Annotated in this window: 30 protein-coding genes; 18 read left to right on the top strand and 12 right to left on the bottom strand. The window is 65.7% G+C overall.

Annotation, left to right across the window (positions count from 1 at the left end):
* Positions 1-48 precede the first annotated feature (48 nt).
* The 3 genes from J8I35_RS02550 to J8I35_RS02540 are packed head-to-tail and all read right to left on the bottom strand — an operon-like array spanning position 49 to position 2,473.
* A complete protein-coding gene (locus J8I35_RS02550; protein ID WP_050016943.1) occupies positions 49-864 on the bottom strand; it encodes an aspartate/glutamate racemase family protein in 816 nt (271 codons plus the stop codon).
* Positions 861-2,105, bottom strand: coding sequence for a D-amino acid dehydrogenase (locus J8I35_RS02545; RefSeq protein ID WP_050016941.1), 1,245 nt, complete (start codon positions 2,103-2,105; stop codon positions 861-863). Before J8I35_RS02545 ends, J8I35_RS02550 begins: the two co-directional genes overlap by 4 nt.
* A 17-nt stretch (positions 2,106-2,122) precedes the next feature.
* Positions 2,123-2,473 carry a RidA family protein gene (locus tag J8I35_RS02540; protein ID WP_176015987.1) on the bottom strand — a complete coding sequence of 117 codons (351 nt, stop codon included), beginning with the start codon at positions 2,471-2,473 and terminating at the stop codon, positions 2,123-2,125.
* Positions 2,474-2,791: 318 nt separating this feature from the next.
* Between J8I35_RS02540 and J8I35_RS02535 the strand changes: the two genes are divergently transcribed.
* The 14 genes from J8I35_RS02535 to J8I35_RS02470 all read left to right on the top strand — a co-directional run bounded on the left by J8I35_RS02535 (position 2,792) and on the right by J8I35_RS02470 (position 13,942).
* The gene (locus J8I35_RS02535) at positions 2,792-3,892 is read left to right on the top strand and encodes an ABC transporter substrate-binding protein (protein WP_209924384.1); all 1,101 of its coding nucleotides are present in this window, start codon (positions 2,792-2,794) and stop codon (positions 3,890-3,892) included.
* A 32-nt stretch (positions 3,893-3,924) separates the two neighbouring features.
* Positions 3,925-4,818, top strand: a complete 894-nt coding sequence (locus J8I35_RS02530) for a branched-chain amino acid ABC transporter permease (protein WP_050016938.1) — start codon at positions 3,925-3,927, stop codon at positions 4,816-4,818.
* The gene (locus tag J8I35_RS02525) at positions 4,811-5,698 is read left to right on the top strand and encodes a branched-chain amino acid ABC transporter permease (protein ID WP_080334364.1); all 888 of its coding nucleotides are present in this window, start codon (positions 4,811-4,813) and stop codon (positions 5,696-5,698) included. The genes J8I35_RS02530 and J8I35_RS02525 overlap by 8 nt, the downstream gene beginning before the upstream one ends.
* Positions 5,695-6,480: an ATP-binding cassette domain-containing protein gene (locus J8I35_RS02520; protein WP_050016937.1), complete on the top strand. Its 786-nt coding sequence runs from the start codon at positions 5,695-5,697 to the stop codon at positions 6,478-6,480. The genes J8I35_RS02525 and J8I35_RS02520 overlap by 4 nt, the downstream gene beginning before the upstream one ends.
* Complete coding sequence (locus tag J8I35_RS02515) at positions 6,477-7,196, top strand: ABC transporter ATP-binding protein (RefSeq protein ID WP_050016935.1); 720 nt, start codon at positions 6,477-6,479, stop codon at positions 7,194-7,196. Before J8I35_RS02520 ends, J8I35_RS02515 begins: the two co-directional genes overlap by 4 nt.
* On the top strand, positions 7,193-8,590 hold the full coding sequence (locus J8I35_RS02510; protein WP_209924383.1) for an MFS transporter: 1,398 nt from the start codon (positions 7,193-7,195) through the stop codon (positions 8,588-8,590). Before J8I35_RS02515 ends, J8I35_RS02510 begins: the two co-directional genes overlap by 4 nt.
* 90 nt (positions 8,591-8,680) lie before the next feature.
* The gene (rfbA, locus tag J8I35_RS02505; RefSeq protein ID WP_124630955.1) at positions 8,681-9,577 is read left to right on the top strand and encodes a glucose-1-phosphate thymidylyltransferase RfbA; all 897 of its coding nucleotides are present in this window, start codon (positions 8,681-8,683) and stop codon (positions 9,575-9,577) included.
* Positions 9,574-10,155 (top strand): dTDP-4-dehydrorhamnose 3,5-epimerase, encoded by a 582-nt coding sequence (rfbC, locus tag J8I35_RS02500; RefSeq protein ID WP_050016929.1) that lies wholly within the window; start codon positions 9,574-9,576, stop codon positions 10,153-10,155. Before rfbA ends, rfbC begins: the two co-directional genes overlap by 4 nt.
* Positions 10,152-11,036: a dTDP-4-dehydrorhamnose reductase gene (gene rfbD, locus J8I35_RS02495; protein ID WP_124679675.1), complete on the top strand. Its 885-nt coding sequence runs from the start codon at positions 10,152-10,154 to the stop codon at positions 11,034-11,036. The genes rfbC and rfbD overlap by 4 nt, the downstream gene beginning before the upstream one ends.
* Positions 11,033-12,049: a dTDP-glucose 4,6-dehydratase gene (rfbB, locus tag J8I35_RS02490; protein ID WP_209924382.1), complete on the top strand. Its 1,017-nt coding sequence runs from the start codon at positions 11,033-11,035 to the stop codon at positions 12,047-12,049. Before rfbD ends, rfbB begins: the two co-directional genes overlap by 4 nt.
* A 172-nt stretch (positions 12,050-12,221) precedes the next feature.
* Positions 12,222-12,413, top strand: a complete 192-nt coding sequence (locus tag J8I35_RS02485; RefSeq protein WP_209924381.1) for a hypothetical protein — start codon at positions 12,222-12,224, stop codon at positions 12,411-12,413.
* Between the two features lie 364 nt (positions 12,414-12,777).
* Positions 12,778-13,221, top strand: coding sequence for an Hsp20/alpha crystallin family protein (locus J8I35_RS02480; RefSeq protein ID WP_209924380.1), 444 nt, complete (start codon positions 12,778-12,780; stop codon positions 13,219-13,221).
* A gap of 36 nt (positions 13,222-13,257) precedes the next feature.
* Positions 13,258-13,683, top strand: coding sequence for an Hsp20/alpha crystallin family protein (locus J8I35_RS02475; protein ID WP_209924379.1), 426 nt, complete (start codon positions 13,258-13,260; stop codon positions 13,681-13,683).
* Positions 13,684-13,750: 67 nt separating this feature from the next.
* Entirely contained in the window at positions 13,751-13,942 is a 192-nt protein-coding gene (locus tag J8I35_RS02470; protein WP_124592782.1) for a hypothetical protein, read from the top strand.
* Between the two features lie 15 nt (positions 13,943-13,957).
* Here J8I35_RS02470 and J8I35_RS02465 read toward each other — a convergent pair whose 3' ends face one another.
* From J8I35_RS02465 to J8I35_RS02450, 4 genes are all read right to left on the bottom strand, one after another.
* A complete protein-coding gene (locus J8I35_RS02465; RefSeq protein WP_209924378.1) occupies positions 13,958-14,389 on the bottom strand; it encodes a hypothetical protein in 432 nt (143 codons plus the stop codon).
* The gene (locus J8I35_RS02460; RefSeq protein WP_245170050.1) at positions 14,365-15,648 is read right to left on the bottom strand and encodes a DUF6402 family protein; all 1,284 of its coding nucleotides are present in this window, start codon (positions 15,646-15,648) and stop codon (positions 14,365-14,367) included. The genes J8I35_RS02465 and J8I35_RS02460 overlap by 25 nt, the downstream gene beginning before the upstream one ends.
* Before the next feature lie 87 nt (positions 15,649-15,735).
* The gene (locus tag J8I35_RS02455) at positions 15,736-16,284 is read right to left on the bottom strand and encodes a hypothetical protein (protein WP_209924377.1); all 549 of its coding nucleotides are present in this window, start codon (positions 16,282-16,284) and stop codon (positions 15,736-15,738) included.
* A 51-nt stretch (positions 16,285-16,335) separates the two neighbouring features.
* A complete protein-coding gene (locus J8I35_RS02450) occupies positions 16,336-17,403 on the bottom strand; it encodes a hypothetical protein (RefSeq protein WP_209924376.1) in 1,068 nt (355 codons plus the stop codon).
* Positions 17,404-17,667: 264 nt separating this feature from the next.
* Here J8I35_RS02450 and J8I35_RS02445 point away from each other — a divergent pair, with 264 nt between their 5' ends.
* Both J8I35_RS02445 and J8I35_RS02440 read left to right on the top strand, forming a co-directional pair.
* Complete coding sequence (locus tag J8I35_RS02445; protein WP_209924375.1) at positions 17,668-17,967, top strand: H-NS histone family protein; 300 nt, start codon at positions 17,668-17,670, stop codon at positions 17,965-17,967.
* A 415-nt stretch (positions 17,968-18,382) separates the two neighbouring features.
* Positions 18,383-18,808: an Hsp20/alpha crystallin family protein gene (locus J8I35_RS02440; RefSeq protein WP_209924374.1), complete on the top strand. Its 426-nt coding sequence runs from the start codon at positions 18,383-18,385 to the stop codon at positions 18,806-18,808.
* Positions 18,809-18,952: 144 nt separating this feature from the next.
* Here J8I35_RS02440 and J8I35_RS02435 read toward each other — a convergent pair whose 3' ends face one another.
* From J8I35_RS02435 to J8I35_RS02415, 5 genes are all read right to left on the bottom strand, one after another.
* Complete coding sequence (locus tag J8I35_RS02435; protein WP_209924373.1) at positions 18,953-19,951, bottom strand: transketolase family protein; 999 nt, start codon at positions 19,949-19,951, stop codon at positions 18,953-18,955.
* On the bottom strand, positions 19,948-20,793 hold the full coding sequence (locus J8I35_RS02430; RefSeq protein WP_209924372.1) for a transketolase: 846 nt from the start codon (positions 20,791-20,793) through the stop codon (positions 19,948-19,950). Before J8I35_RS02430 ends, J8I35_RS02435 begins: the two co-directional genes overlap by 4 nt.
* Before the next feature lie 49 nt (positions 20,794-20,842).
* On the bottom strand, positions 20,843-22,168 hold the full coding sequence (locus tag J8I35_RS02425; protein ID WP_209924371.1) for an MFS transporter: 1,326 nt from the start codon (positions 22,166-22,168) through the stop codon (positions 20,843-20,845).
* Positions 22,169-22,242: 74 nt separating this feature from the next.
* Positions 22,243-22,992, bottom strand: a complete 750-nt coding sequence (locus J8I35_RS02420) for a glucose 1-dehydrogenase (RefSeq protein ID WP_124557460.1) — start codon at positions 22,990-22,992, stop codon at positions 22,243-22,245.
* A 148-nt stretch (positions 22,993-23,140) separates the two neighbouring features.
* Entirely contained in the window at positions 23,141-24,040 is a 900-nt protein-coding gene (locus tag J8I35_RS02415) for a LysR substrate-binding domain-containing protein (protein WP_209924370.1), read from the bottom strand.
* Between J8I35_RS02415 and J8I35_RS02410 the strand changes: the two genes are divergently transcribed.
* Together J8I35_RS02410 and J8I35_RS02405 are read left to right on the top strand one after the other, a co-directional pair.
* Positions 24,039-24,266: a hypothetical protein gene (locus J8I35_RS02410; protein WP_209924369.1), complete on the top strand. Its 228-nt coding sequence runs from the start codon at positions 24,039-24,041 to the stop codon at positions 24,264-24,266. The two genes, J8I35_RS02415 and J8I35_RS02410, sit on opposite strands and share 2 nt — an antisense overlap.
* A 17-nt stretch (positions 24,267-24,283) precedes the next feature.
* Positions 24,284-25,204, top strand: a complete 921-nt coding sequence (locus J8I35_RS02405) for a LysR family transcriptional regulator (protein WP_050016900.1) — start codon at positions 24,284-24,286, stop codon at positions 25,202-25,204.
* The last annotated feature ends 32 nt before the right edge of the window (positions 25,205-25,236 follow it).

Raw genomic sequence — 25,236 nt, 5'->3', positions numbered from 1 at the left:
ATCGGCAATTTGCCCGCGCGCGTTCTTTTTACATGCACGAGCCATGCGTCAGCGCATCAGCAAGCTGCCGAAGCCCGGCACGGGATCGTCGATGCCCGCGAGCCGCAGCGCGTGCCAGGCGAGCGCGTGATTGCTCGACAGTACGGGTTTGCCCGCGCGCGCTTCGATATCGGCCAGCGCATCGACGATGCGCAGGCTCGTGCACGACACGAATACGGCATCGACGGCCGGATCGGCGGCGAGCGTCAGCACCGCGTGCTCGATCGACGCGCGCTCGATGCGGGCGACCTCGTTGTCGTCGCGGTGCTCGAACGATCCGACCCGCACGATATCGACGCCGCGCGCGCGCAGGTACGCGGCCATCGCATCGTTGATCGTGCGCTCGTACGGCGTCAGCAGTGCGACCCCGCGCGCGCCGAGCGCCGTCAGCGCGACGCGCGCCGCGGTAATCGGCGTGGTGCATGCGACGCCGGGCCGCGCCTCGCGGATGCGCTCGAACACGCGCTCCTCGCCGAGCACCATCGACGCCGACGTGCAGCCGAACGCGACGACGTCGAGGCGCTCGCCCGGCCGGATCAATTCGACCGCGGCGCAGATCCCGCCGTCCATCCGCGCGAGCGTCTCGGCGGTGATCTCGGCGGAATTCGCGATCCGGCTTTCGTAGAACGCGACGCCATCGATCGCGAGCAGACGTCGCCACTCGTATTCGATCGTATGATCGGTCGCCAGCACGACGAGGCCGATCGCCGCGCGCCGCGCGATGCCGGCGTCGAGCGAGAAATCGAAGCGCGCGTACGCATCGCGCGCCGGGCCGGCGCCGACACCCGGATCGGACGCCTCGGAGGTGGAAAGAAGTTCGCTCATTGCAGGGTCATCCCGGTGATGTCGATGTCGGGCCGCTTGCCGTGGATCAGATCCGCGACGATCTTCGCGGTGCCGCACGACATGGTCCAGCCCATATGGCCGTGGCCGGTATTGAAAAACAGGTTGCGGTGCCGGGATGCGCCGATGATCGGCGTGCCCTCCGGCGTCATCGGCCGCAGCCCGGCCCAGTACGACGGCTTCGCGTAGTCGGCGCCGTTCGGGAACAGCGCCTGCGCGGTCGCGAGCATGTGCGCGAAATCGCCCGGCGAATGCGTGGTGTCGTAGCCGCTGAACTCGGCGGTCGCGGTCAGCCGCAGCCGGTCGCCGAAGCGCGCCCATGCGACGAGCTGGTTCTCCTCGACGCCGCCGAGCGCGGGCGGCTCGTGCGTGTCGTCGATCGGCAGCGTGACCGAGTACCCCTTGACCGGATAGATCGGCAGCCGGTAGCCGAGCGATCGAGCGACGAACGGCGAGTACGCGCCGAGTGCGAGCACGTATCGATCGCCGGTCACGCGGCCCTGCGACGTCTCGACGTAGTCGATCGCATCGGCGCTCGCGCGCACGCCGTCGATCGACGTGCCGAAGCGGAATTCGACGCCGAGCGCGCGGCAGCGCTCGGCCAGCGCGCGCGTGAACAGATGCGCGTCGCCGCTCTCGTCGCTCGGGCAATGGATCGCGCCCGCGATCCCGGCCGCCGCGTGGCGCAGCGCCGGCTCGCGTTCGACGGTGGCCCGCGCATCGAGGATGTCGAGCGGCAGGCCGTTGTCGGTCAGAATCCGCATGTTCGCGACGCCGCGCTCGAACGATGCAGGGTCGCGATACAGGTACAACAATCCTCCGCTCGTCCGGTCGTACTCGAGCAGTTCATCATTCGTCGCCTGCTGAAGCCGCTGCTGCGCGTAACGACACAGCCTCACCTTGATCGACGTGTTGCGGCGCGAACGCTCGGCCGTGCAGTTCTGCAGGAACAGCGCGCACCAGGCCCACATCCGCCAGTCGGGCGTCCATTTGAGCCGCAGCGCCTGGCCGTCGGCAAACAGCGACTTGAACAGAATCTTCGGCGCGCGCGGCGATGCCCAGGTATACGAATGGCCGGGCGCGATCAACCCCGCATTCGCGAAGCTCGTTTCGAGCGCGACGCCGTCGCGACGTTCGATCACCGTCACCTCGTCGCCGGCCTTCGCGAGAAAATACGCAGTCGTTACGCCGACGATGCCGCCGCCGAGCACGATCGTCTTCATACTCCGCTTCTCCTGTACTAGCTCGCGGCGATCGCCGCGATCTCGACCGTGTACTGCGGAAACGCGAGCTTCGATTCGACGCACGCGCGTGCCGGTGACTCGCCCTGCGGCACCCACGCGTCCCATACGCTGTTCATCTCGGCGAAGCTGCGATAGTCGGCCAGCCAGATGCTCGCGGACACGATCCGGCGCTTGTCGAGCCCCGCGTCTTCGAGCAGCCGGTCGATCTTGTCGAGAATCTGCCGGGTCTGCCCCGCCACGTCGAGCGACGTGTCGTCCGCCACCTGCCCCGCGACGAAGGCCAGCCCGCCCGCGACCACCAGTTGGCTCATCCGTTCACTTACGCCGTATCGCTTGATCTCCACCATCTGACTGCCCTCCGAGGTCGTGTCGAGTTGGGCAGATTTAAGCACTGCAATTCACCTCTGTATACACTTTTTTCAGAAATATTCTCGATTGCGCCGGATTGGCGCGCCCATGCACCATGGCTATCCACGCGCTTTATCCGCGTGCATAAATGCATGAAAACAGGGAAAATTTTCTATCTCAAACAAGACTTTCGCTATTCCTCACAGCGGCTCGAAAATTTATTTGCAAACGATTTTTGTTCTGTGATTCTGTCGACACTTCTGTATATCAAACCATGCCGCCAACCGTGCGGCCGACCATGCGACGGGAGAACGAAGATGAAGGCAAGTCAGTGGAGTGTCGGTGTCTGGATCGCGCTCGGGGCGCTTGCGTCGGGCGCTGCGCACGCCGACGTCAGCGTGGGTGCGGTGCTGCCGCTGACCGGCGCGAGTGCGTCGATCGGCGAAGACCAGCGCCGCGGCATCGAGCTGGCCGTCGCGCAGATCAATGCGAAAGGCGGCGTGCTGGGCCAGAAGCTCGCCGTGCGCATCGAGGATTCGGGCGGCTCGGCCAATACCGCGCTCGACGCCGCGCGCAAGCTCGCGACCGTCGAACACGTGTCGGTCGTGCTCGGCGAATTCTCGTCGTCGGTCACGATACCGGTCGGACAGTTCCTGGTGCGCCAGGGCGACGTGCACATCAACATCGGCTCGTCGAGCCAGCAGGTGCGCAAGATCGGCGCGGGCTCGTTCAGCGTGATCGGGCTGGACGACCTGTCCGCGCGCTTCGCCGCGCAGGACGTGTACGCCCGCAAGCTGCGTCGCATCGCGCTGATCGCGCCGAACAACGGCTACGGCCAGGGGATTGCCGGCGAATTCAGGAAGCGTTTCGAGGCGCTCGGCGGCACGGTGGTGTCGACGGTGCTCTACACGGAAGGACAATCGACCTATCGCCGCGAACTGGAGCAGGCATCGCGCGCGCAGCCCGACGCGTATGTCTACAGCGCCTATGGCCAGGAAGCCGCGACGCTGAACCGGCAGGCATTCGAGATGCGGCTCAACCAGCATCCGTGGTACGGCATCTACCTGACGATGTGCACGAGCGACACGCCCGCGCAGATCGCGCAAGGCCAGATCGGCCTCGAAGTCGCCGCGCTCGGCGCGGGCGCGAAAGCGTATGCGAGCGCCTATCAGGCCGCGTACAACGAGGCCCCGCGCTCGGCGTTCGGCAGCTATGCGTATGACGCGACGCTGTTGTCCGCCGCGGCGATCGGCCGCGCGCAATCCATCGACCCGGCGAAGATTCGCACGGCGCTCGCGGCATTGGGCAAGTCGTATACCGGCGTGACCGGCGCGATCGCGTTCGATGCCGACGGCCAGCGGGAAGTCCAGCCGTACGAGAAGGTGGTCTACCGCCAATCGGTCGTCGCGCAGCAGTAAGCGCCCGCCCGGATGAACCAGAGGATCTCGCCATGCTGTCATTCATTGTCGACGTATTGATCCGCACCGCCGATCTGCTGCTGGTATCGGTCGGCCTGTCGACGCTCTATTCGCTGATCCGCTTTCCCAACATCGCGCATGTCCAGTACGCGATGCTCGGCGCATTCGCGACGCTCTGGCTGGAACGCGCGGGGCTGCCGTTCGCGCTCGCGACGGCCGTGTCCTGCGCGCTGGTCGGCACCGCCGCGACGCTGCTGAACCTGTTCGTGTTCGCGAGACTGCTGCGCTCCGGCAGCGCGGTGGCGATGATCGGCTCGCTTGCGATCTCGATGCTCGCGGTCGCGCTGGTGCTCGGCGTCGCCGGCTCGCGGCCGCAGCAGTATGCGCAGGACGTGCATCCGCCGATGGTGATCGCCGGCGTCGCGCTGTCCGTGCCGCAACTGGGCTCGATCGCATGCGGCGCCGGCGCGCTCGCGATATTCGCGGCGCTGCTGTACCGCACCGGCCTCGGGCGGGCGATGCGTGCGCTCGCGTCGAATCGCGCGCTGGCGCTCGCGACCGGCATCGACGCGACGCGCGTGACCAACGTGATCACGTTCGCGAGCGGCGTGCTGGCGGCGCTCGGCGGCACGATGCTCGGCGCCACCGAGAGCGTGCATGTGAATCTCGGCTATGGACTGCTGATCCCGGTGTTTTCCGCTGCGATCCTGGGCGGCCTCGGCAATCCGCTCGGCGCCGCGGCCGGTGCGCTGCTGATCGCGGTGGCCGAAACCGTCGCGCTGAACGTCGATTTCGGCGGGCTCGTCGATCGGCCGATGCAATTCTTTCCGGTCGAGTACGTCGGCGCGGTGTCGTTCGCGATCCTGCTCGTCGCACTGATCTTCCGGCCTTACGGCATCTTCGATCGGGAGGTACGGCGTGTCTAGCTTCGTCATCCATCTGCTGACCGTCGGCTGCCTGTACGCGACGATGGCGCTCGGGTTGAACCTGCAGGCCGGCTATGCGGGACTCGTCAATTTCGGCTTCATTGCGTTCAGCGGGCTCGGCGCGTACGCGGCCGGCATCGCGTCTCGGCTCGGCTGGCCATTGCCTTCGGCGCTCGCGCTCGCGCTGGCCGCGGCGGGTGCGCTGGCGATCGTCGTCGCGCGGCTCGGGCGGCAGCTCTCCGCCGACTACTGGGGGATCGCGACGCTCGCGATCGCCGAGATCCTGCGCACGATCGCGCTCAACGAAAGCGGGTTGACCGGTGGCGCGCAAGGCATCGGCGGCATCGCGCCGCTATTCCCCGGGCTGCGCGCGCCGTGGGCCGAACTCGCGTTCCTCGCGGTCACGGCCGGCTGCCTCGCGCTCACCTACGCGACGTACCGGCGCCTGACCGCGAGCCGCTTCGGCCGGGCGCTGAAGGTGATGCGCGAAGAACCCGCGCTCGCGGTCTGCTTCGGCTACGATCCGCTCGCGCTGAAAACGCGCGCATGCATCGCGGGCGCGCTGCCCGCCGCGCTCGCCGGGGCGCTCGCCGCGTGGTACATCGGCTATGTCGGGCCGGACGCGATGATCGCGTCCGAGACCTTCGCGCTGTGGACCGTCGTGATGGTCGGCGGCCTCGGCAGCCACCTGGGTGTGCTGGTCGGCACGCTGATCGTGCAGGCCGTCTACGCGCTGGCGCCGTTTCTCAAGGACTGGCTCGATGTCGGCAGCGACCTGACCGGCGCGGTGCGGCTGGGCCTGGTCGGCCTGATGCTGCTCGCGTGCGTGCTCTGGCGTCCGCACGGGCTCGTACCCGAGCGCCTGGAGGTGCGGCCATGAGCACGCTGCTCGATCTCGACGGCGTGACGATCCGCTACGGCGAGAACGTCGTCTTGTCCGGGGTCACGCTGTCGGTCGACGGCGGCGAAATCGTCGGCCTGCTCGGCCCGAACGGCTCCGGCAAGAGCACCGCGCTCAACGCGATCACCGGCTTCGCGCCGCTCGCGGCGGGCGCGATCCGCTTCGACGGTCGGCGGATCGACGCGCTGTTGCCGCACAAGATTGCGCGGCTGGGCGTGCGCCGCACGTTCCAGTTGCCGTCGATGCCCGCACGCATGTCGGTGCTCGAACTCGCGATGGCGGCTTCGTCCGCGCGCCACGGCATCGCCGCCGCCCTCTGGCCCGGCCGTGCGACGCGCGCGCTCGATGCCGATACGCGTGCACGCGCTGCCGCGCTGCTGGACGAGCTGAAACTGTCCGGCGTCGCGCACCTGTCCGCCGCGTCGATTTCCGGCGGCCAGAAGAAGCTGCTGGGCATCGCGTGCGCGATGATGACCGCGCCCAAGCTGCTGCTGCTCGACGAGCCGACCGCCGGCGTGCACCCGAACCTGCGCGGCGAGCTGATCGACGAACTGCGACGGATTCGCAAGCAAGGCGTCACGCTGGTCGTCATCGAGCACGACATGCATTTCATCCGCGAGCTGTGCGACCGCTGCGTCGTGCTGGACCGCGGCGTGACGATCGCGAACTGCCGGCCGGCCGAGCTGGAGCGCAACCGTCGCGTACTCGACGCGTATCTCGGGCGCGCCCATGCCGCCCCTCGTCCGCTGGAGGCGTCATGATCGACGTGCGCGAACTCGTCGCCGGCTACACGCCCGAAGTCGACATCCTGCATGGCGTGTCGCTCACGGTCGGGGCCATCGACATCGTGACGATCCTCGGCCCGAACGGCTGCGGAAAATCGACGCTGCTGAAGGCGATCGCAGGCTTCGTGCTGCCGCGGGCCGGCAGCGTGACGATCCAGGGCACGGACGTGGCGCGCGTGCCGGTTCATCGCAAGATCCGCGAGTACGGGATCGGCTTCGTGCCGCAGACCGACAACGTGTTCGCGTCGCTGACCGTGCGCGAAAACCTGATGCTCGGCGGCCAGTCGATGTCGGCGTTTCCGCGCGAGGCGCGGATCGACGAGCTGTGCGAGCAGTATCCGGTGCTGCGGCGTCGCTACCGGTCGCTGGCGGGCGCATTGTCCGGCGGCGAGCGGCAAATCGTGTCGCTCGCACGCGCACTGATGCCGCGCCCGGTGTTGCTGCTGCTCGACGAGCCGTCGGCCGGCCTGTCGCCGAAGATGGTCGACGAGGTGTTCGACGCGATCGTCCGGATGCGCGACACCGAGCATATCGGCGTGCTGATGGTCGAGCAGAATGCGATCGAGGCGCTGCGCATCGCGGATCGCGGCATCGTGCTGACGATGGGGCGCGTCGCGCTCGAAGGCGCCGCGGCCGAGCTGCTCGACAGCGACGAGATGCGACGCCTGTACCTCGGCGGGAGGGCCGCATGAACGGCGGGCGCGCCACGCCGGTCGCCGGCGCGTACGCCGCCGCGGCCGCGCGTCCCGTGCTCGTGATGGTCGCGCTCGCGTGCGGTTTCGTGATGGCCATGCTCGACGTGACGATCGTCAACGTCGCGCTGAAGGCGATGGAAACCAGCCTGTCGATGTCGCTGACCGCGCTGGTGTGGGTCGTCGATGCGTACACGCTCAGCTTCGCCGCGCTGCTGCTGCTCGGCGGCGCGCTCGCGAACCGCTACGGATCGAAAGCCGTCTACGTCGCGGGGCTCGCGCTGTTCGTCGGCGCGTCGGTGCTGTGCGCGGCCGCGCAGTCCAGCGGCGCACTGGTCGCAGCGCGCCTTGCACAAGGTGTCGGCGCGGCGCTGTTCATGCCGAGTTCGCTGAGCCTGCTCACGCTCGCGTTCCCGCCAGGGCCGATGCGCACGCGGATGATCGGCATCTGGGGCGCGCTGGTGTCGGCCGCGATGGCGCTCGGGCCCTGCGTCGGCGGCGTGCTGGTCGACGCGATCGGCTGGCGCGGCATCTTCTGGGTGAATTTGCCGGTCGGTGCGGCCGGCCTGTGGCTCACGTACCGGCATATCGCGCGGGCGCCGCGTCATCCCGGCCCGTTGAATGCGCTCGGCCATCTGTTCGGCGCGCTCGCGCTCGCCGCGCTGAGCTTCACGCTGATCGAAGGGCCCGGCGCCGGCTGGCGCTCGCCGTCGATCCTCGCCGGCGTCGCCACGACGTTGGCCGCCACCGCGGCATTTGCGTTACGCGAGCGCTACGCGCACTCGCGCATCCTGTCGCCGGCGCTGCTCGCGAATCGGCGTTTCGTCGCGGGCAGCACGCTGGGTCTCGCGATCAACTTCGGCATTCTCGCCGAGATCTTTCTGTTGAGCCTCTATTTGCAGAACGTCCGCGGCGCGAGCGCGCTCGTGGCCGGGTTCGAATTGTTTCCGCTGATGGCGATGTTCGGCATCGGCAATCTCGCGTCCGCGAAAGTCAGCGCCCGGTTCGGCGCGCGCCGCACGCTGCTCTCGGGGCTCGCGCTCGCCGCGCTCGGCAGCGTGGCGCTCGTCGGCGTCGCGGCGATGCCGTATCCGGTGCTGGCCGTCGCGATCGGCTTGGCCAACTTCGGCGCCGGCCAGGCCATTCCGGCGATGAATCTCGTCGTGATGCAGTCGGCCGATGCGGCGGACACGAACCTCGCCGCCGCGTCGCTGAACGCGAGCCGGCAGATCGGTTCGCTGGTCGGCATCGCGATCGCATCGGTGATCCTGCACGTGATCGACGATCCGGACCGCGCGACGGCCGTCGGCTTCGCGGTGATCGCCGCGCTGTACGCGCTCGGCTTCGCGATCGTATTCCGTGCGATTCACGTTGGCGGTGCCGAGCAGCCGTAGCGAGGCGCGCACGGGTATCGACGTTCGTCGACGCATTCGGTGTATTCCGCGTATCACGCACGCACTTTTCCTCTTGCAGCGAGGGACCTCATGCAAACAGCGATTGGCCGTAAAGGACTGATTCTGGCGGGCGGCTCGGGCACCCGGCTCCACCCGCTCACGCATTCGGTATCGAAGCAATTGATGCCGGTGTACGACAAGCCGATGATCTATTACCCGCTCAGCACGATCATGCTGTCCGGCATCCGCGACGTGCTGATCATCTCGACGCCGCGCGATCTCGACGCGTTCCAGCAACTGCTCGGCGACGGCAGCCAGTGGGGCATGAGCCTTTCGTATGCGACGCAGCCGAGCCCCGACGGTCTTGCGCAGGCGTTCGTGATCGGCGCGCCGTTCATCGGTCGCGACGCGGCGACGCTCGTGCTCGGCGACAACATCTATCACGGGCCCGCGCTGTCGTCGCTGCTGCAGCAGGCCGCCGCGCGGACCGCCGGCGCGACCGTGTTCGGCTACTACGTGCGTGATCCGGAGCGCTACGGCGTCGTGTCGTTCGACGCGGACGGCCGCGCGATCGACCTCGAGGAGAAACCGCGCGAGCCGAAGTCGAATTACGCGGTCACCGGCCTCTATTTCTACGACAACGACGTCGTCGAACTGGCGAAGGCCGTGCGCCCGTCCGCGCGCGGCGAACTGGAGATCACCGACCTGAATCTCGCGTATCTCGCGCGCGGCGCGCTGAACGTCGAGATACTCGGGCGCGGCTACGCATGGCTCGACACCGGCACGCACGAATCGCTGCTCGACGCGGCCAATTTCATCCAGGTGATGCAGGCGCGGCAGGGCCTGCAAATCGCGTGTCCCGAGGAAATCGCGTACCGGCTCGGCTGGATCGATGCGGAGCAGCTCGAAACGCTGGCCCACAAACTCGCGAAAAGCGGTTACGGCCGCTATCTGCTCGATCTGCTGAGCAAGGAGGTCGCGGCATGACACGGGTGATCGAAACGCCGTTGCCCGGCGTGCTGCTGATCGAGCCCGGCGTGTTCGGCGACGCACGCGGCTTTTTCGTCGAAAGCTTCCGGGCAAGCTGGCTGCGCGACGCCGGCGTCGACGCGACCTTCGTCCAGGACAACCAGTCGCGCTCGCGGCGCGGCGTGCTGCGCGGGCTGCACTACCAGCGCGTGAATCCGCAAGGCAAATTGGTGCACGCGGCGCGCGGCGCGGTCTACGACGTCGCGGTCGACATCCGGCGCGGCTCGCCGTGCTTCGGCTGCTGGTTCGGGGCGCAGCTCGACGACGTATCGCACCGGATGCTGTGGATTCCGCCCGGCTTCGCGCACGGCTTTTGCGTGTTGTCCGACGAGGCCGACTTCGCGTACAAGTGCACGCAATACTACGATCCCGATTCGGACGCCGGCGTGCGTTGGGACGATCCGGATATCGGCATCGACTGGCCGGACGCCGGCGCGCCGTATCAGTTGTCGGACAAGGATCGGCGGCAGCCTCCGCTCGCCGAACTGGCAGCCGGCGCGCCGGCGCTGCTGCCCGCATACGGGAGTGCGCGATGACGATCGTCGTGACCGGCGCGCTCGGCCAGGTCGGCCGCGAACTGGTGTTGCGCGCGGGCGGGCAGCCGCTCGTCGGGCTGTCGCGCGCCGCGCTCGACATCGCCGATGCAGGCGCGGTGCGCCGTGCGTTCGACGAACACCGGGCCGCGCTCGTGATCAATGCCGCCGGATGGACCGCCGTCGACCGCGCGGAGGCCGAGCCCGATGCCGCGTGGCGGGCGAACCGCGACGGGCCGGCCGTGCTGGCCGACGCGTGCGCCGCGCTCGGGATTCCGTTGATTCATCTGTCGACCGACTACGTGTTCGACGGCCGCATGCCCGGCCCGTACGCGGAAACCGCCGCCGTCGCGCCGCTCGGCGTGTACGGCCGGAGCAAACTCGCGGGCGAGGAAGCGGTGCGCGAGCGACTGCCCGACCGTCACCTGATTCTGCGCGTCGCCTGGGTGTTCGGCGCGCACGGCGGCAATTTCGTGCGCACCATGCTGCGGCTGGCGCGCGAGCGCGAGGTCGTCGGCGTCGTCGCCGATCAGTACGGCGGCCCGACGCATGCCGGTGCGATCGCCGACGCGCTGCTGACGATCGCGGCGCGATACCGGGCCGGTGAAGCGCTGCGCTGGGGCACCTATCACCTGTGCGGCACGCCCGTGACGACATGGCACGGCTTCGCCGAAACGATCTTCACCGAGGCGCGGCGCGCCGGCCTGATCGACCGCGTGCCGCTGGTCCGGCCGATCCGGACCGACGCCTATCCGTTGCCTGCGCCGAGACCGGCGAATTCCGCGCTCGACTGCAGCCTCCTGCGAGAACACTTCGGGGTCGAATCGCCTTCGTGGATCGCGGGTCTCACCGACGTGTTTGCCACCTGGAAGCGAACCTCATGAGCTATCGACCGAAACATGTTCTCGTGACGGGCGGCGCCGGTTTCATCGGCGCCAATTTTGTCCGGCATCTGCTCGAAAGCGATCCGCAGGTCAGCGTCGTCACGCTGGATCTGCTGACCTATGCGGGCAGCCTCGACAATCTCGGCGACGACCTGCCGGGCGCCGATCGTCATCGCTTCGTCCTCGGCGACATCTGCGACCGACCGCTCGTCGAGTCGCTGCTACGCGACCATGCGATCGACACCGTCGTCCACTTCGCGGCCGAAAGCCACGTCGACCGCTCGATCGACGGCCCCGGCGAATTCGTTCGCACGAACGTGCTCGGCACGTGGACGCTGCTCGACGCGTGCCGCCAGCTGTGGCTGAACGATCAAAAACTGGGCAGGGCCGACGCCCTCGCGCGCCGCCGCTTTCACCATATCGGCACCGACGAGGTGTACGGCTCGCTGGGTCCCGACGACCCGCCTTTTTCCGAAACGACACCGTATGCGCCGAACTCCCCGTACTCCGCCACCAAGGCAAGCTCGGACCATCTCGTCCGCGCCTATTTCCATACGTACGGATTGCCCGTCACCACGACGAACTGCTCGAACAATTACGGGCCGCGCCAGCACGGCGAGAAGTTCATTCCGACCGTGATCCGTCATTGCCTCGAAGGCACCGACATCCCCGTGTACGGCGACGGCGCGAACGTGCGCGACTGGCTGTACGTCGACGACCATTGCCGTGCGATCGACGCGGTCATCCGGCGCGGGACGGTCGGCGAGACGTACACCGTCGGCGGCTGCAACGAATGGCGCAACGTCGACATCGTCGCGCTGATCTGTACGCTGCTCGACGCGCGACGGCCCGAACACGCACCGCATGCGCGCCTCGTCCGGTTCGTCACCGATCGCGCCGGTCACGACCGGCGCTATGCGATCGATGCGGGGAAGCTCGCCCGCGAATTGCAATGGCGGCCGGCGGAGAGCTTCGAAACGGGGATCGTGAAGACGCTGGATTGGTATGTATAGAGCGGTGGCGCTCGGCACGTCGATGTCGCGCCGTGCCGAGGGTCGAGGTCAATCGCCGGGCCATGGTTGCTGACGGTATCGCGCGAACCTTTCTATTTGAAAGCTTGGCGCGGCCCGCGCCTTGCTCACCTGCAACGTGCGCAACATCCCAGGTTGCGACCAGGAGAGCGAGATGACACGTCAACAGCCACAGGCAGACAAGCAGACAGGTAGCGAGAAGCCCGCGGAGAAACGCGACGATGGGCAGCAGACCTTCGAAACCGATATTTCGGAAACCGGCGAGGACGGCACCACGGTGCGTCAGGCCGAGGTTCGCGAGGACGACCTGTCCGAAGTGAAGCCGCCGTCCGGGCCGTCGCGCTGAACAGATGGACGCGACGGCGCAGGTACGCCGCCGCGTCATTTCCAGCGTGCCGTTGCAAATTCCGCCCTCTATCGCCGTGCCCGATCCGCGCAACGTCGGACATATCGGACCCCGTCATCGCGACGCCGATCATGCCGGCGCCCCGACGATGAGTCTCCTGCAGGGCACACGCACGTAGCGACGGAATGCCGTCGCCCTCCCCCTTGAAATTCGCGCGCCGTATCCTATTTTAGGTATCGCTCAAGGCAGTCGCGGTTGACGCGCTGCGTGTTTCGATTTGTTAGTCAGCGACCCTGTCGCGGATGGACGAACTGGAGCGCGTGGTCCGGTTCGTCCCTTCGCACGGGGACAACAGGAGCCAGTCATGAGCGATGTCTTCTTTCCCACCGATCTGCTGGCGGAACTCGACCGCCTGCAACGGCAGATGGCCAGCGTGTTCACGGGTTTTCCGGCCAGTCTGCGCGCCCCGCGGCCCGGTGCGTTTCCACCGGTCAATATCGGCAGCACCGACGACACGATCGAGATCGTCGCGTTCGCGCCGGGTCTCGACCCCGCCGAGATCGACATCTCCGTCGATCGCGGGCTGCTGACGATCAGCGGCGAGCGTACGCCCCCGGACGATGGCGCGACCGACGACGAGCGACGCATCTACGCGAACGAGCGGTTCATGGGCGCGTTCCGCCGCGTGGTCGAACTGCCGCAGCATGCGGACCCCGACAAGATCGAGGCGCGCTATACGAACGGCTGCCTGACGATCAGCGTCGGCAAGTCGGAAGCCTCGAAGCCGCGGGCGATTGCCGTCCAGTAAACAGCACGACGTCACGAACGCATGACGGAGGACATCATGAGTGACACGAACACCACTGAACTGACGACTCATCCGGCCGATACGCGAACGGCCGTGACGAACCGTGAAGCGGCTCAGCGCGACACGCCGCGCACGCGGATTGCGCCAGCCGTCGACATCGTCGAGGATGCGCACGGCATCACGTTGTACGCGGACCTGCCGGGTGTGCCGCGCGACAAGCTCGACGTCCGCGTGCACGACGGCAGCCTGGCCATCGAAGCGGAAGCCGTCGTCCCGACGCCGGCGGGATTGCGTCTGCAGCACGGCGAAGTGCAGCATCCGCACTTCTCGCGCGCATTCACGCTCAGCCCGGATTTCGACGTGTCGCGCATCGACGCGCAACTGCGCGACGGCGTGCTGAAACTGAGCATCCCGCGTCGCGAAGAAGCGAAGCCGCGGCGAATCCAGGTGACGGCGGGGTGAGGAGGTTCGCCGCAAGCGCTACATGAAGCGGCGCAAGCCGCGAGGCTTGCGCCGCTTCATGCGCAGAATGCGAGCGTCCCGCGTCGGCGCAGGCGGCCCGGGCGTTGCGCGTCGACACGCGGCTGTCGAACGGCCGACCGATCATCCGAGCCACGACCGGATGTCGCTCGGCACCACGTCGATCTACGTGTCGCCGGAAGAGGCGCGGATGCGCCGCGAGGCGGCGAAGTACCATGCCCGGCTAACACGCGACGTCTGAGTGCGTCTCCCGATCTTATGAAAAGAACGCGAGCAGTCGTTGCAGCAACGGTATGCGTGCCGTCCACCAGTCCGTTCGGGACGGCGGCATGGCAATGAAGCGCAACGGAGACGACTTCGATTGGTCGTAGTAGAAAATGTTGTCGTCGCTGTACCGCAGTTCCGTGGGTGCTGCATCGTTGAGCGTGCGCACCGCAAAATAACGCTCCGCCAGCACGTCTCCTGCCGGACCCATCACCCGGAGTCGAATTTCGTCACCATCGGCAAAAGAGCGGGGCGCCCCACATAGCTCGATCTTGTACTTCTTGCCACCGAACTCTTTCGTTCCCCCGTTAAGATCCTGCGTATAGCTCTCGCAACCTTCGTATGACTTCCGTAACGCAAGAGACGGAATCGCTAGTACCAAGACAAGCGCGATCGCGATTACATGTTTTCCGGTGATCTGCATATTTCGCCGAGATTGATCTTAATGGGATTGGTCAGCTTGAGATATTGCAGATTTGAATATATCACGAAATCCTCTCCGCGATTATGCTTGTTTCTCCAATCGTTGTACGTTCGGTTGAAAACAGGATAGTGCACGTCGCATGCTCTAAATTTTTTGACGATGCCTTTACGGATATCGATCGGTTTATCTAGAAAGTCATCAATCAGATACTTCCATTTGATCTTGGACTCGACGTCGGGCGAATTTCCGAGGTTCGAGTTCACGCCGCTCCGGTACAGAAGCTCCCGAATTCTCCCACCATTCGTGATCACCATGCCGCTTTTATTCCAGTGTCCCAAATACTGACTACTCGATCCCGGCTTCCCGTCATTGAAGGAGTAGCTGTCTTTTATGTAGGCGTAGATATGGGTTATGGATGCAGTCAGGTCAGCGCAGTACGATTTCGTCTTCTCCTGGTTGTTGTATTTGTAATATCTGTCTCCGGAAAACTCGACGCGCCCGATCGCAGCATAGATGTTGAAGTTGGCCAGGGCAGCGGTCAAATCGGTCGGCGCATAAGGAAGGCCGCCCGTCGTGTCAAAGCTGGACACTTTCACCCACTGGAATTGCCACTTCCTGCAAAACTCGACGAGATTGCCCTTGTCGCCAACCGTCTGGAAATCAAAATCCACCGACGAGCCGAATTTTTCCTTCACCACATCCCGCAGCAGATCTCTCAACAGCACTCTGGCATTCTCGTTGTAGATGCTTTTCGAGATAAGCTCGTCATAACGCTCGCGGACCTTCCCGAACTTTAGCGCCCATTCAAGCGTCACGATCGTGTTATCAAAGGGTTGGTCCGTTTTGAAACTGTTATCCCAAACGTGTTTCGGGCCGCTGAACCATCGCCTGGCAAGCTTGGCTGCAACAGGCCATTTCATCCGCTCCATCGCAGTGGGAACGTCCAGTAAATCGAAGGGTGGGGGATTCTCGCAATCCTCCGCGTCGGCTGGCTCTGTCGGCTTGGGAGGTGGAACCTGCTTGGCGGGTGGCGCCTTTGCCGGCTCCAACGCTTTCGTCGTCTCGGGCTTCGTCGGCATGGGCTCCGGAAGCTTGAACGGCTTGGGTTCGCCAGGAGCAAGCCGATCCATGCAGATGCCTTGCGTTGTATTCAAAGGAACGCATCCATCGGCCCCGGCGTATTCCTTCCACTTCGGCAGTGAAAATGGAATGGACGACGACTTAATTTCATAATACGGCACTTTCTTGACGTCTGGCATAGGGCCTTGGATATCGACTTTTCAAACGGACAGGCATCAGATTAATCGATGCATCTGAAAATCGAACGGCAATAATGAAAACAACTGTCAGATCAAGCCGCGATCGCGCAGGATGAAACGGTAGGGGCAATCCGCCGGCGGCACGATCGACACGGAAGGCTTGGTCGCCAGTCGAGCCAACATTGCGCTTTCGAGTTCGGCCGCCTGGTTGTCCAACCACCCTGGCTGCCAGGTTCGGGCCCACGCGAGCCAGGCCGCTGGCGACAGGCTGGCGGCCGCGGTCGGCCTCGATGGCACGTAAACCGCGTCACGCCACGAGAGGCCCGAATGGAACCGCACGCCAGTGACTCGAAGATGCTTGCGTGTGCAAACGAAGATGAACGCGCGGTGTGGCCGCTCGTCATACAGCACATCCGGCTCATGCACACCTCTCGCCGGCGCAGCGGAAACCGGTCCAGTCCATTCGAATTCCAGGGTAGCGCCGGTTCGCTCGGCCTGGTCGCGGTTGTAGAGGCCACCATCAATGTAAGCGTTCATGCCTGCGTCACCGAGGATCGGGCCGCCGATAAACGAGCCGGATTCTACGATGTCGCGCGCAATGTACGGCGCTGTTTCATGCGTCAATTTGATCGGCATAGCTCGACACTGTGTTAGAAAAGTGGCCGGCCATGCCGGCTTGGTTGTACGTCACCGGATCCCCGCTGCCTTACGCTCGAGCGGCGAGAATTTGCGTAGCGACGCGTAGGGATCGACGAGCCGTCGCGGCGCACGAAGCAGCTTGACGCCAGGTGTTAGCAAGCCGCCAAAGCCCAAGCCGGCGACGACTCCGGCCGCGATGCGAAGATTCGACCAGTCTGCTGGCATGATGCAAATCAACATGATCGCGATGATGCTGACGCCGAACATTACCTTCAGAAAGAACCATGGTGCTGAGAGCGCGTCGATGTCGAGGATCGAGCACGGAATCTCTTCCGATTCGTATTCCTCTTTCTCGCGGATCAACTCCAAGTCGAGCGGTGCCGGCCGACTGGAGACCGGATTGACCAGGCGTTCGGTAAGCGCTGCAGTGACTACTTCGACCGCAGGGAACTCGTGCGGCCACCGATGATGTTCCGCCACACCGTAGGCCCGCAGGATCGGCAGCACCCAGGCAGGATGGTTGATCGGTTCTAGCAGTTGGCCGTCTAGCACGGCCCAATACATGGCCTGCTGCGCGTGCTTCGCCGCGTAGACCGCGAGGTGATCGGCGGCCGGGTAATCGTACGGCGCAACGTGCGCCGGGATCCATTGCGCACCCATATCGCGGAAGAATCCCACGCGATTCTTGCCCTCGTGCGCCAGAAATAGACCGAGCGGTTTGATCCAGATGAACTCGGCTCGATCGTAGCCTTCTGCCGTCGCGCGAGCCGGGTCTTGCAACCTGGCCAGCAGAGCCGGTCGCTCGTTCTCAGGAACAGAGGAGGTAGTCCATCGCCAGCTCGCGCCGATCGTCTGCGAAACAGGCGCAAGCGCGCTAAACGAATCGCCGCACGGTTCGAGATTGCTGAACGGAAAGACGGTTCTGAAAAAAGATGCTCCGATCCGTGGGCCGTAGGCACCGTCGTGGAACGGTTCAATGAGACGCCGACCGGCCGCACTGCGGCATGCGAGCTCGTCGACTTCGTATTTTGCGTCGACGAGCAGCTTGATCTCGTCGCGCAGCTTCGAGGAAATGTTGTCCACGACGGCTTCGAGTGAGGTGGTAGTTGCGCTCATCGCTTGTTCCATTTTCAAGTCGCTCTCAACCGACTGACCGGGTATATGTGCGCCTCGTGCGAGCGTAGCTCTACATTGAAATCAAAATCTAGAGACGTATGAAATGCAACATTTGCACATGGACGTCGCATACCCGTCTTCGAACCTTGTGCCGCGAAAAACGGAAACCGACCGTATTTGTGGTTATGCCGGAACCGTGTCGACGAGACCGAGTTTTCCGACTAGGCTACTCATTCGCTGTTTAACTGATTATCCTCTATCTCCATGGCAACTTATCTTGAATTGAAAGCGCAGGCTGATGCATTGGCACAGCAAGCAGAAGAAGCACGTCTCGCTGAGCTGGACAACGTCATTGCAACGATGCGCGAGCAGATCGCTGAGTACGGCATCACGGCAGAGCAGCTGTTTGGTCGCCGACGTGCCGTAGCGGCAGTAGCGCGCGCGCCGCTGGCACCTAAGTATCGTGATCCGAAAACGGGTGCGACCTGGGGTGGCCGCGGTAAGGCGCCGCGATGGATTGCAGGGAAGAATCGTGCCCGCTTTCGGATTCAGGAAGCCGAATAACTCGAAAGTTTGCCTAACGGAGTTGCGGTGATCGGGTAGACAGACTGGGTTCGGACGTGACGGCTTCGAGCTCGGATCTCGTCACGACACCGGGGAGGACAGTTGCCGCAGCAGGCGAACTCGTTCTGGCTCGATAGCCGGCAACGGACATGGTTGCACCGTTTGCGCGCGGCGTGGGGCGAAGACGTCGTCGTTCAGATATACGGCGGGTGGGTACGATTGCGCGGCGATGACGGCGACTGGCGCTTCGCCAGCAAGGCGGAACTCCATTTCGCGACGCTGCGCAGACGGCGTCAAAGCCAATCAGCAACTCTTTGATTAATAAGTACCTTATTTAAAGGGCGGACCGGAGAGCCTTGTCGCAGCTAGATCGGCCTACACCGGTAAACTGCACCGAAATCCAGGGGACCTCATCATGAGTGACACGAACACCACTGAACTGACGACCCGTTCGACCGATACGCGAACGGCCGTGACGAACCGTGAAGCGGCTCAGCGCGACACGCCGCGCACGCGGATCGCGCCCGCCGTCGACATCGTCGAGGATGCGCACGGCATCACGCTGTACGCGGACCTGCCGGGCGTGCCGCGCGACAAGCTCGACGTCCGCGTGCACGACGGCAGCCTCGCCATCGAAGCGGAGGCCGTCGTCCCGACGCCGCCGGGATTGCGTCTGCAGCACGGCGAAGTGCAGCATCCGCACTTCTCGCGCGCATTCACGCTCAGCCCGGATTTCGACGTGTCGCGCATCGACGCGCAACTGCGCGACGGCGTGCTGAAACTGAGCATCCCGCGGCGCGAAGAAGCGAAGCCGCGGCGGATCCCGGTGACGGCGGGGTAAGCGAATACGCCGCAAGCGTTGCATGAGGCGGCGCAAACCCGAGGCTTGCGCCGCTTCATGCGCAGAATGCGAGCGAGCGTCCCGCGTCCGCGCAGACAGCCTGAGCGTTGCGCGTCGCCCCGCGAGTGTCGAACGATCGACCGATCACCCGAGCCACGACCGGATATTCACGCGCATCGCGCCAGCCGAGATTCCGTAGCGCTCATGCAACGTCGGCAGCGCGCCCGCGGCGAGATACGCATCCGGCAGCGCGATCTGCCGGAACGGCACCGCCACGCCCGCCGCAAGCAACGTGGTCGCGACCGCTTCGCCGAGCCCGCCGATCGTCGTATGGTTCTCCGCGACGATGACCATGCGCCCTTTTCGCGCAGCCTCGCGGACGATGGTCGCCGTGTCGAGCGGCTTGATCGTCGGCACGTGCAGCACGGCGACATCGACGCGATCGGCTTCGAGCGCCTTCGCCACCTCGAGCGCACGCATCGTCATGATCCCGGACGAGATCAGCAGCACGTCGTTGCCGTCGCGCAGCAGCTTGGCCTTGCCGAGTTCGAAGCGGTAATCGTATTCGTCGAGCACGGCCGGCACGTTGCCGCGCAGCAGGCGCGCATACACCGGCCCCTTGTGCGCGGCGATGGCCGGCACCATCTGTTCGATGTCCAGCGCGTCGCACGGATCGATCACGGTCATGTTCGGCATCGCACGCATCAGCGCCAGATCCTCGGCGGCCTGGTGGCTCGGCCCGTAGCCGGTCGTGAGCCCAGGCAACGCGCAGATCAGCTTCACGTCTAGATCGTCTTCGGCGATCGCCTGATGAATGAAGTCGTACGCGCGGCGAGTCGCAAACACCGCATAGGTCGTGACGAACGGCTGCGCGCCTTCGTGCGCGAACCCGGCGGCGGCCCCCATCAGCAACTGCTCGGCCATGCCCATCTGGTAGTACCGCTCGGGGAAGGCCTTCGCGAAGAGGTGCAGGTCGGTGTATTTGCCGAGATCGGCCGTCATGCCGATCACGTTGCCGTTCGTGCGGGCGAGTTCGGTCAGCGCATGGCCGAACGGCGCGGAGCGGGTCGCCTGCCCTTCGGCCGCGATGGAGGCGATCATCGCCGACGTCTTCAGGCGCGGCTTGTTGTCGACGGTGCTCATGCGTGTCTCCCTGCTTCGAGTGCGTCGAGCGCGAGTTGCCATTCGTGCGCATCGACCCGGATGAAATGGCTTTTCTCGCGTGCTTCGAGGAACGGCACGCCGCACCCCATCTTCGTGTCGCAGACGATGATGCGCGGCTGCGGTGCGTCATGCTGGCGCGCGTGGTCGAACGCGCGTTTCACCGCGTCGATGTCGTTGCCGTCCACGCGTTGCACGTACCAGCCAAAGGCCTCGAGCTTGTCGACCAGCGGCTCGAACGCCATGACCTGCGTCGACGGGCCGTCGGCCTGCTGGTTGTTCACGTCGACGATCGCGATCAGGTTGTCGAGCTTCCAGTGCGCGGCCGACATCAGCCCTTCCCAGATCGCACCTTCGTCGAGTTCGCCGTCGGAAAACAGCGTGTAGACGAACGCATCCGAGCCCTTGCGCTTCAGCCCCAGACACCGGCCGACCGCGATCGTCAGGCCCTGCCCGAGCGAGCCGCCGGACATTTCCATGCCGGGCGTGTAGCTCGCCATGCCGGACATCGGCAAGCGGCTGTCGTCGCTGCCGTAGGTGTCGAGTTCCGCGGCCGGCAGGATGCCGGCTTCGAACAGCGCCGCGTACAGCGCGATCGCATAGTGCCCGTTCGACAGCAGGAAGCGGTCGCGCCTTTCCCAGTCGGGATCGTCGGCGCGATAGCGCATCGCGCCGAAATACGCGACGGCCAGCACGTCGGCGATGTCGAGCGCCTGGCCGACATAGCCCTGCCCCTGCACTTCGCCCATCAGCACGGCGTTTCGTCGGATGCGGTACGCGCGCTCGGCGAGCGGGACCGCGTCATGGATGGTTTCGGTAGCCATCGATTACTCCAGTATCAGGTCGGAAGGAATGCAAATGAATCGGCGGTTGTCAGCGGTTCACGGACCGGGGCACGACGAACACCAGCAGCGCACCGGCCGCGATCGCGACCGAGATGAACACGAGCCCCGCGGTGGACTTGCCGGTCAGGTCGTTCAGCCAGCCGACGATCGCCGGCGAGAAGAAACCCGCTAGATTTGCGAAGCAGTTGACCGCGGCGATGCCCGCCGCCGCCGACATCCCGCCCAGCAACGCGGTCGGCAGCGACCAGAACTGCGACGACGACGCGAGGATGCCGGCCGACGCGATGCTCAGGCACACGATCGACGCGCCGACGCTGCCGAGCATCGGCAACGTGGCGAAGCCCGCCGCCGCGACCAGCATCGGCACCGCGAGATGGAAGCGGCGCTCGCGGCGACGATCCGCGCTGATGCCGATCAGCGGCAGCGCGACGATTGCACAGGCATACGGAATCGCGGTGAACAGGCCGACCCACAGCGGATCGGCGACGCCGGCCTTGCGAATGATCGTCGGCAGCCAGAACGTGAGGCCGTACTGCCCGAGCACCACGCAGAAGTAAATCGCGGCCATCACCCACAAGCGGCGATCCGCGACGAACGTTCGAATCGACACATGGGCGGTGGTGTGCGCGGCGTCGGCCGACACGTTGCGCGCGAGCAAGACTTTTTCCGCGTCGGTCAGCCACTTCGCGCCGGCGATGCCGTCGTCGAGATACAGCAGGATCGCGAAGCCCAGCACGAACGAAGGCAGCGCCTCGAGCAGGAACAGCCACTTCCAGCCGGCCATCGACATCGCGCCGTGCAGCGAGTGCATGATCGCGCCCGACAGCGGCCCGCCGATGATCCCGGCGAGCGGAATCGCCATGAAGAACAGCGACAGCGCCTTCGCGCGCCGCGCCGACGGGAACCAGTACGTGAGGTACAGGATCACGCCCGGCGCGAAGCCGGCTTCGGCGACGCCGAGCAGGAACCGCAGCGCGTAGAACGCAGCGGGCGATTTGACGAACACGAAGCTCGCCGAAATCACGGCCCAGGTCAGCATGATGCGCGCGAGCCAGCGGCGCGCGCCGACGCGATGCAGGATCAGATTGCTCGGCACCTCGAACAGGAAATAGCCGAGGAAGAAGATGCCTGCGCCCATCCCGTAGACCGTCTCGCTGAAGCGCAGGTCGTTGAGCATCTGCAGTTTCGCGAAGCCGACGTTGACGCGGTCGAGATACGCGCCGAGGTAGCACAACATCAGAAACGGGATCAGCCGGCGCGCGACCTTCGCGTAGGTCGCCGCTTCGAACGTCTGCGCGTCGTTCCGCTGCAGAGGCTCGCCCTGGACCGGCGATGCGGGGTACTTTGCTCTCATCCTTGTCTCCTGCCATGGCCCCGGGTTGTCCCGGGTGCATGATGGTCGGCGCCGCGCATCGGGCGGCGCCGTTCTCAGTGAATCAGCATCCCGCCGTTGACGTCGAGCGTGATGCCCGTCAGGTAGCTCGACAGGTCGCTCAGCAGGAACAGGCACGCATGGGCGACGTCGGCGGCATCGCCGAGCCGGCCGAGCGGAATGCCCTTGACGATGTCCTCGCGCATGTCGGGCGTCAGCTTGTCGCCGGTGATGTCGGTCTGGATCAGGCCGGGCGTGATCGAATTGACGCGGATGCGGTCGGCGCCGAATTCGCGCGCCATCGCCTTCGCGAGGCCGAGCACGCCGGCCTTGGCGGCGCTGTAGTGCGGGCCGCCGAAGATGCCGCCGCCGCGTTGCGCGGACACCGACGACATGCAGACGATGCTGCCGCCGCGCTGCGTCTGCATCGCGGGCAGCACGGCTTGCGACATGTACAGCGTGCCGCGCAGGTTCACGTCGACGATCGCATCGAAATCACGCGCCGAGATATCGAGCGTGCGCACGGGCTGCGTGATGCCGGCGTTGTTGACGAGACCGTCGATGCGGCCGAAGTGCTCCAGCGTCGCGCGAGCGGCCGCCGCGCACGCGTCGCGGTCGGTCACGTCGCACGCGAGGCCGAGATGGCCGGCGCCGAGTTCGGCGGCGGCCGTTTCCGCATCCTCGCGGCGAAGGTCGAGGATCGCCACGCGTGCGCCCTGCGCGGCCAGCGCGCGGGCCGTGGCCTTGCCGATCCCGCGCGGCGACGCGGCGCCGGTGACGATGATGGTCCGGTTGTCGAGCAACATCGCTTGTCTCCTGTGTTGATGTGTTGTCCGGAGTGTCGGCTCACCGGACACCCGCATCAACGCGGAAACGCTCAGCCATAGTTGAGAAAAATTCAGATGACGGCGCGCGGCCCGCCGATGCTGCAACGCAAAATCACGGATGCGCCGCTCAGCCCGCCCCGCCGTGCGCCGCGACCTCCCGCTCGATCCACGCCAGAAAGCGCTTCACGCGCGGCAGTTCCGCGTTCTGCCGCGGGTAAACGAGATGATGCGCGCCGACTTCGACCGCATGGGCGTCGCCGAACACCGGCACCAGCAGCTCTTCGCGGATCCTCACCGACGCGAGCATCAGGCTTTCGAGCGCGATACCGAGGCCGAGCGCGGCGGTCTCGAGCGACATGTACGAACGGTCGAACGAAAAATCGAAGGTCTTCTGCGCCGCCAACGGCACGCCGGTCCGGCCGAACCACTGCTTCCACTGGACCAGCGGCGTTTCGGAATAGATCAGCCGGTGCGCGAGCAGGTCTTCCGGCGCGTTCACCGGATGCCGTTCGAGATAGCGCGGCGACGCGAGCGGCGCGATGAACTCGCCGCGCACGGTCCGGACCTCGAGGTTGTCCCAGTTGCCGTAGCCGTGCCGGACGTCGATATCGTAGAAGCCGTTCGAGAACGACACGTTTTCGTACGAGCACGCGAGGTTCAGCTGGATATCGCCGTTCGCCTCCTGAAACGACGACAGGCGCGGCAGCAGCCACATCAGCCCGAAGCTCGGGCTCGAATGCACGCGCAGGATATCGACCTCGGTTCGGCTCGACGCGCGCTCGGTCGCGCGGCTCAGATCGGCCAGCGAGCCGGTGACATCGGCCAGGTAGCGTTCGCCGGTCGGCGTGAGGACGAGGCCGCGCCCCGAACGCTGAAACAGCGGCTGCCCGATCTGCGATTCAAGATTGCTGAGCTGATGACTGACGGCGGATGCGGTCAGGCCGAGCTCTTCCGCCGCGCGGTTCACGCTTTTGGTCCGGGCGACGCTTTCGAACGCGATGATGGCCTTGAGCGGCGGAATGCGCATGCTGGAATCCGTTGAAGAGAGCGGCCCGGCGCTGCGCCAGCGCTGGCGCATTACCCGCCCAAAAGCGATACGGTACATCAGGAAGCGGCGTCGGGCGGCCCGATTCGCGGCTCGGCCCGCGCGATTCCGGCCGGCCGTGCCGCACACCGCGCCGCGCCAACGCGGCCGCATCGACGACGCCACACGCCTGACGCCCACGGAATCATGCAAAATGCTGCGCATCTGAGTGGCGGAGTTCGACCGGTGGGCATCAATTTCGATTTGACGGACTTGCAGGCGTTTCGCGCGGTCGTGGAAACCGGCAGTTTCCGCAAGGCCGCCGAAGCGGTCAGCCTGTCCCAGCCTGCGTTGAGCCGCCGGATCGACAAGCTCGAAGACGCGCTCGGCGTGCGGCTCTTCGAGCGCACCACGCGCCGTGTCGCGCTCACCACCGTCGGCCGCGTGTTCGCGCAGAGCGCCGAACAACTGCTCGACGATCTCGACGCCGCGCTGCTCGGCATCCGCGACGTGTCGTCGAGCCGCCTGGGCCATGTGACGATCGCGTGCGTGCCGTCGGTCGCCTACTATTTCCTGCCGCCGATCATCGCCCGCTATCATCAGCGCTTTCCGCGCATCCGGGTGAAGCTGCTCGACGCCAGCGCCAACGAAGTGCTGGGCGCCGTCATCAGCGGCGAGGCGGATTTCGGCGTGAGCTTCATCGGCAGCCAGGAGGCGGAGGTCGAGTTCAAGGTGCTGCTCCAGGAGCGGTTCGTCGCCGCCTGTCGCCGCGACCACCCGCTCGCGCGCAAGAAGCGCGTGACCTGGAACGAGCTTTACGAGCACGATTACGTGTCGGTGGACAAGACGTCCGGTAATCGCCTGCTGCTCGACCAGGCATTGGCGGCCGTCGCGCCGCGCAAGCCGAGCGTCTGCGAGGCGCGCCACGTCACGACCCTGCTCGGGCTGATCGAGGCGGGGCTCGGCGTCGCCGCGGTGCCGTCGATGGCGATGCCGGGGCATGACCACCCTGTCCTCACGAGCGTGCCGCTCGTCGAGCCGGCCGTGAAGCGGCGCGTGGGTATCGTCAAGCGGCGCGGGCGCTCGCTGACGCCGGCCGCCGAGGCGTTCCACCGGATGATCGTCGACGCGAAGCGCGGCGACGCCGGCGGCGGCACATCGGCATGACGACGACGGAACGGAAACGAAGGAAGGCTGCA

The sequence above is a fragment of the Burkholderia sp. CpTa8-5 genome (assembly GCF_017815045.1).
In the GTDB taxonomy this organism is placed as follows: Bacteria; Pseudomonadota; Gammaproteobacteria; order Burkholderiales; family Burkholderiaceae; genus Burkholderia; species Burkholderia sola.
Note: the sequence above shows the minus strand (reverse complement) of the source record. Positions and strands in the feature narration are given on the sequence as shown.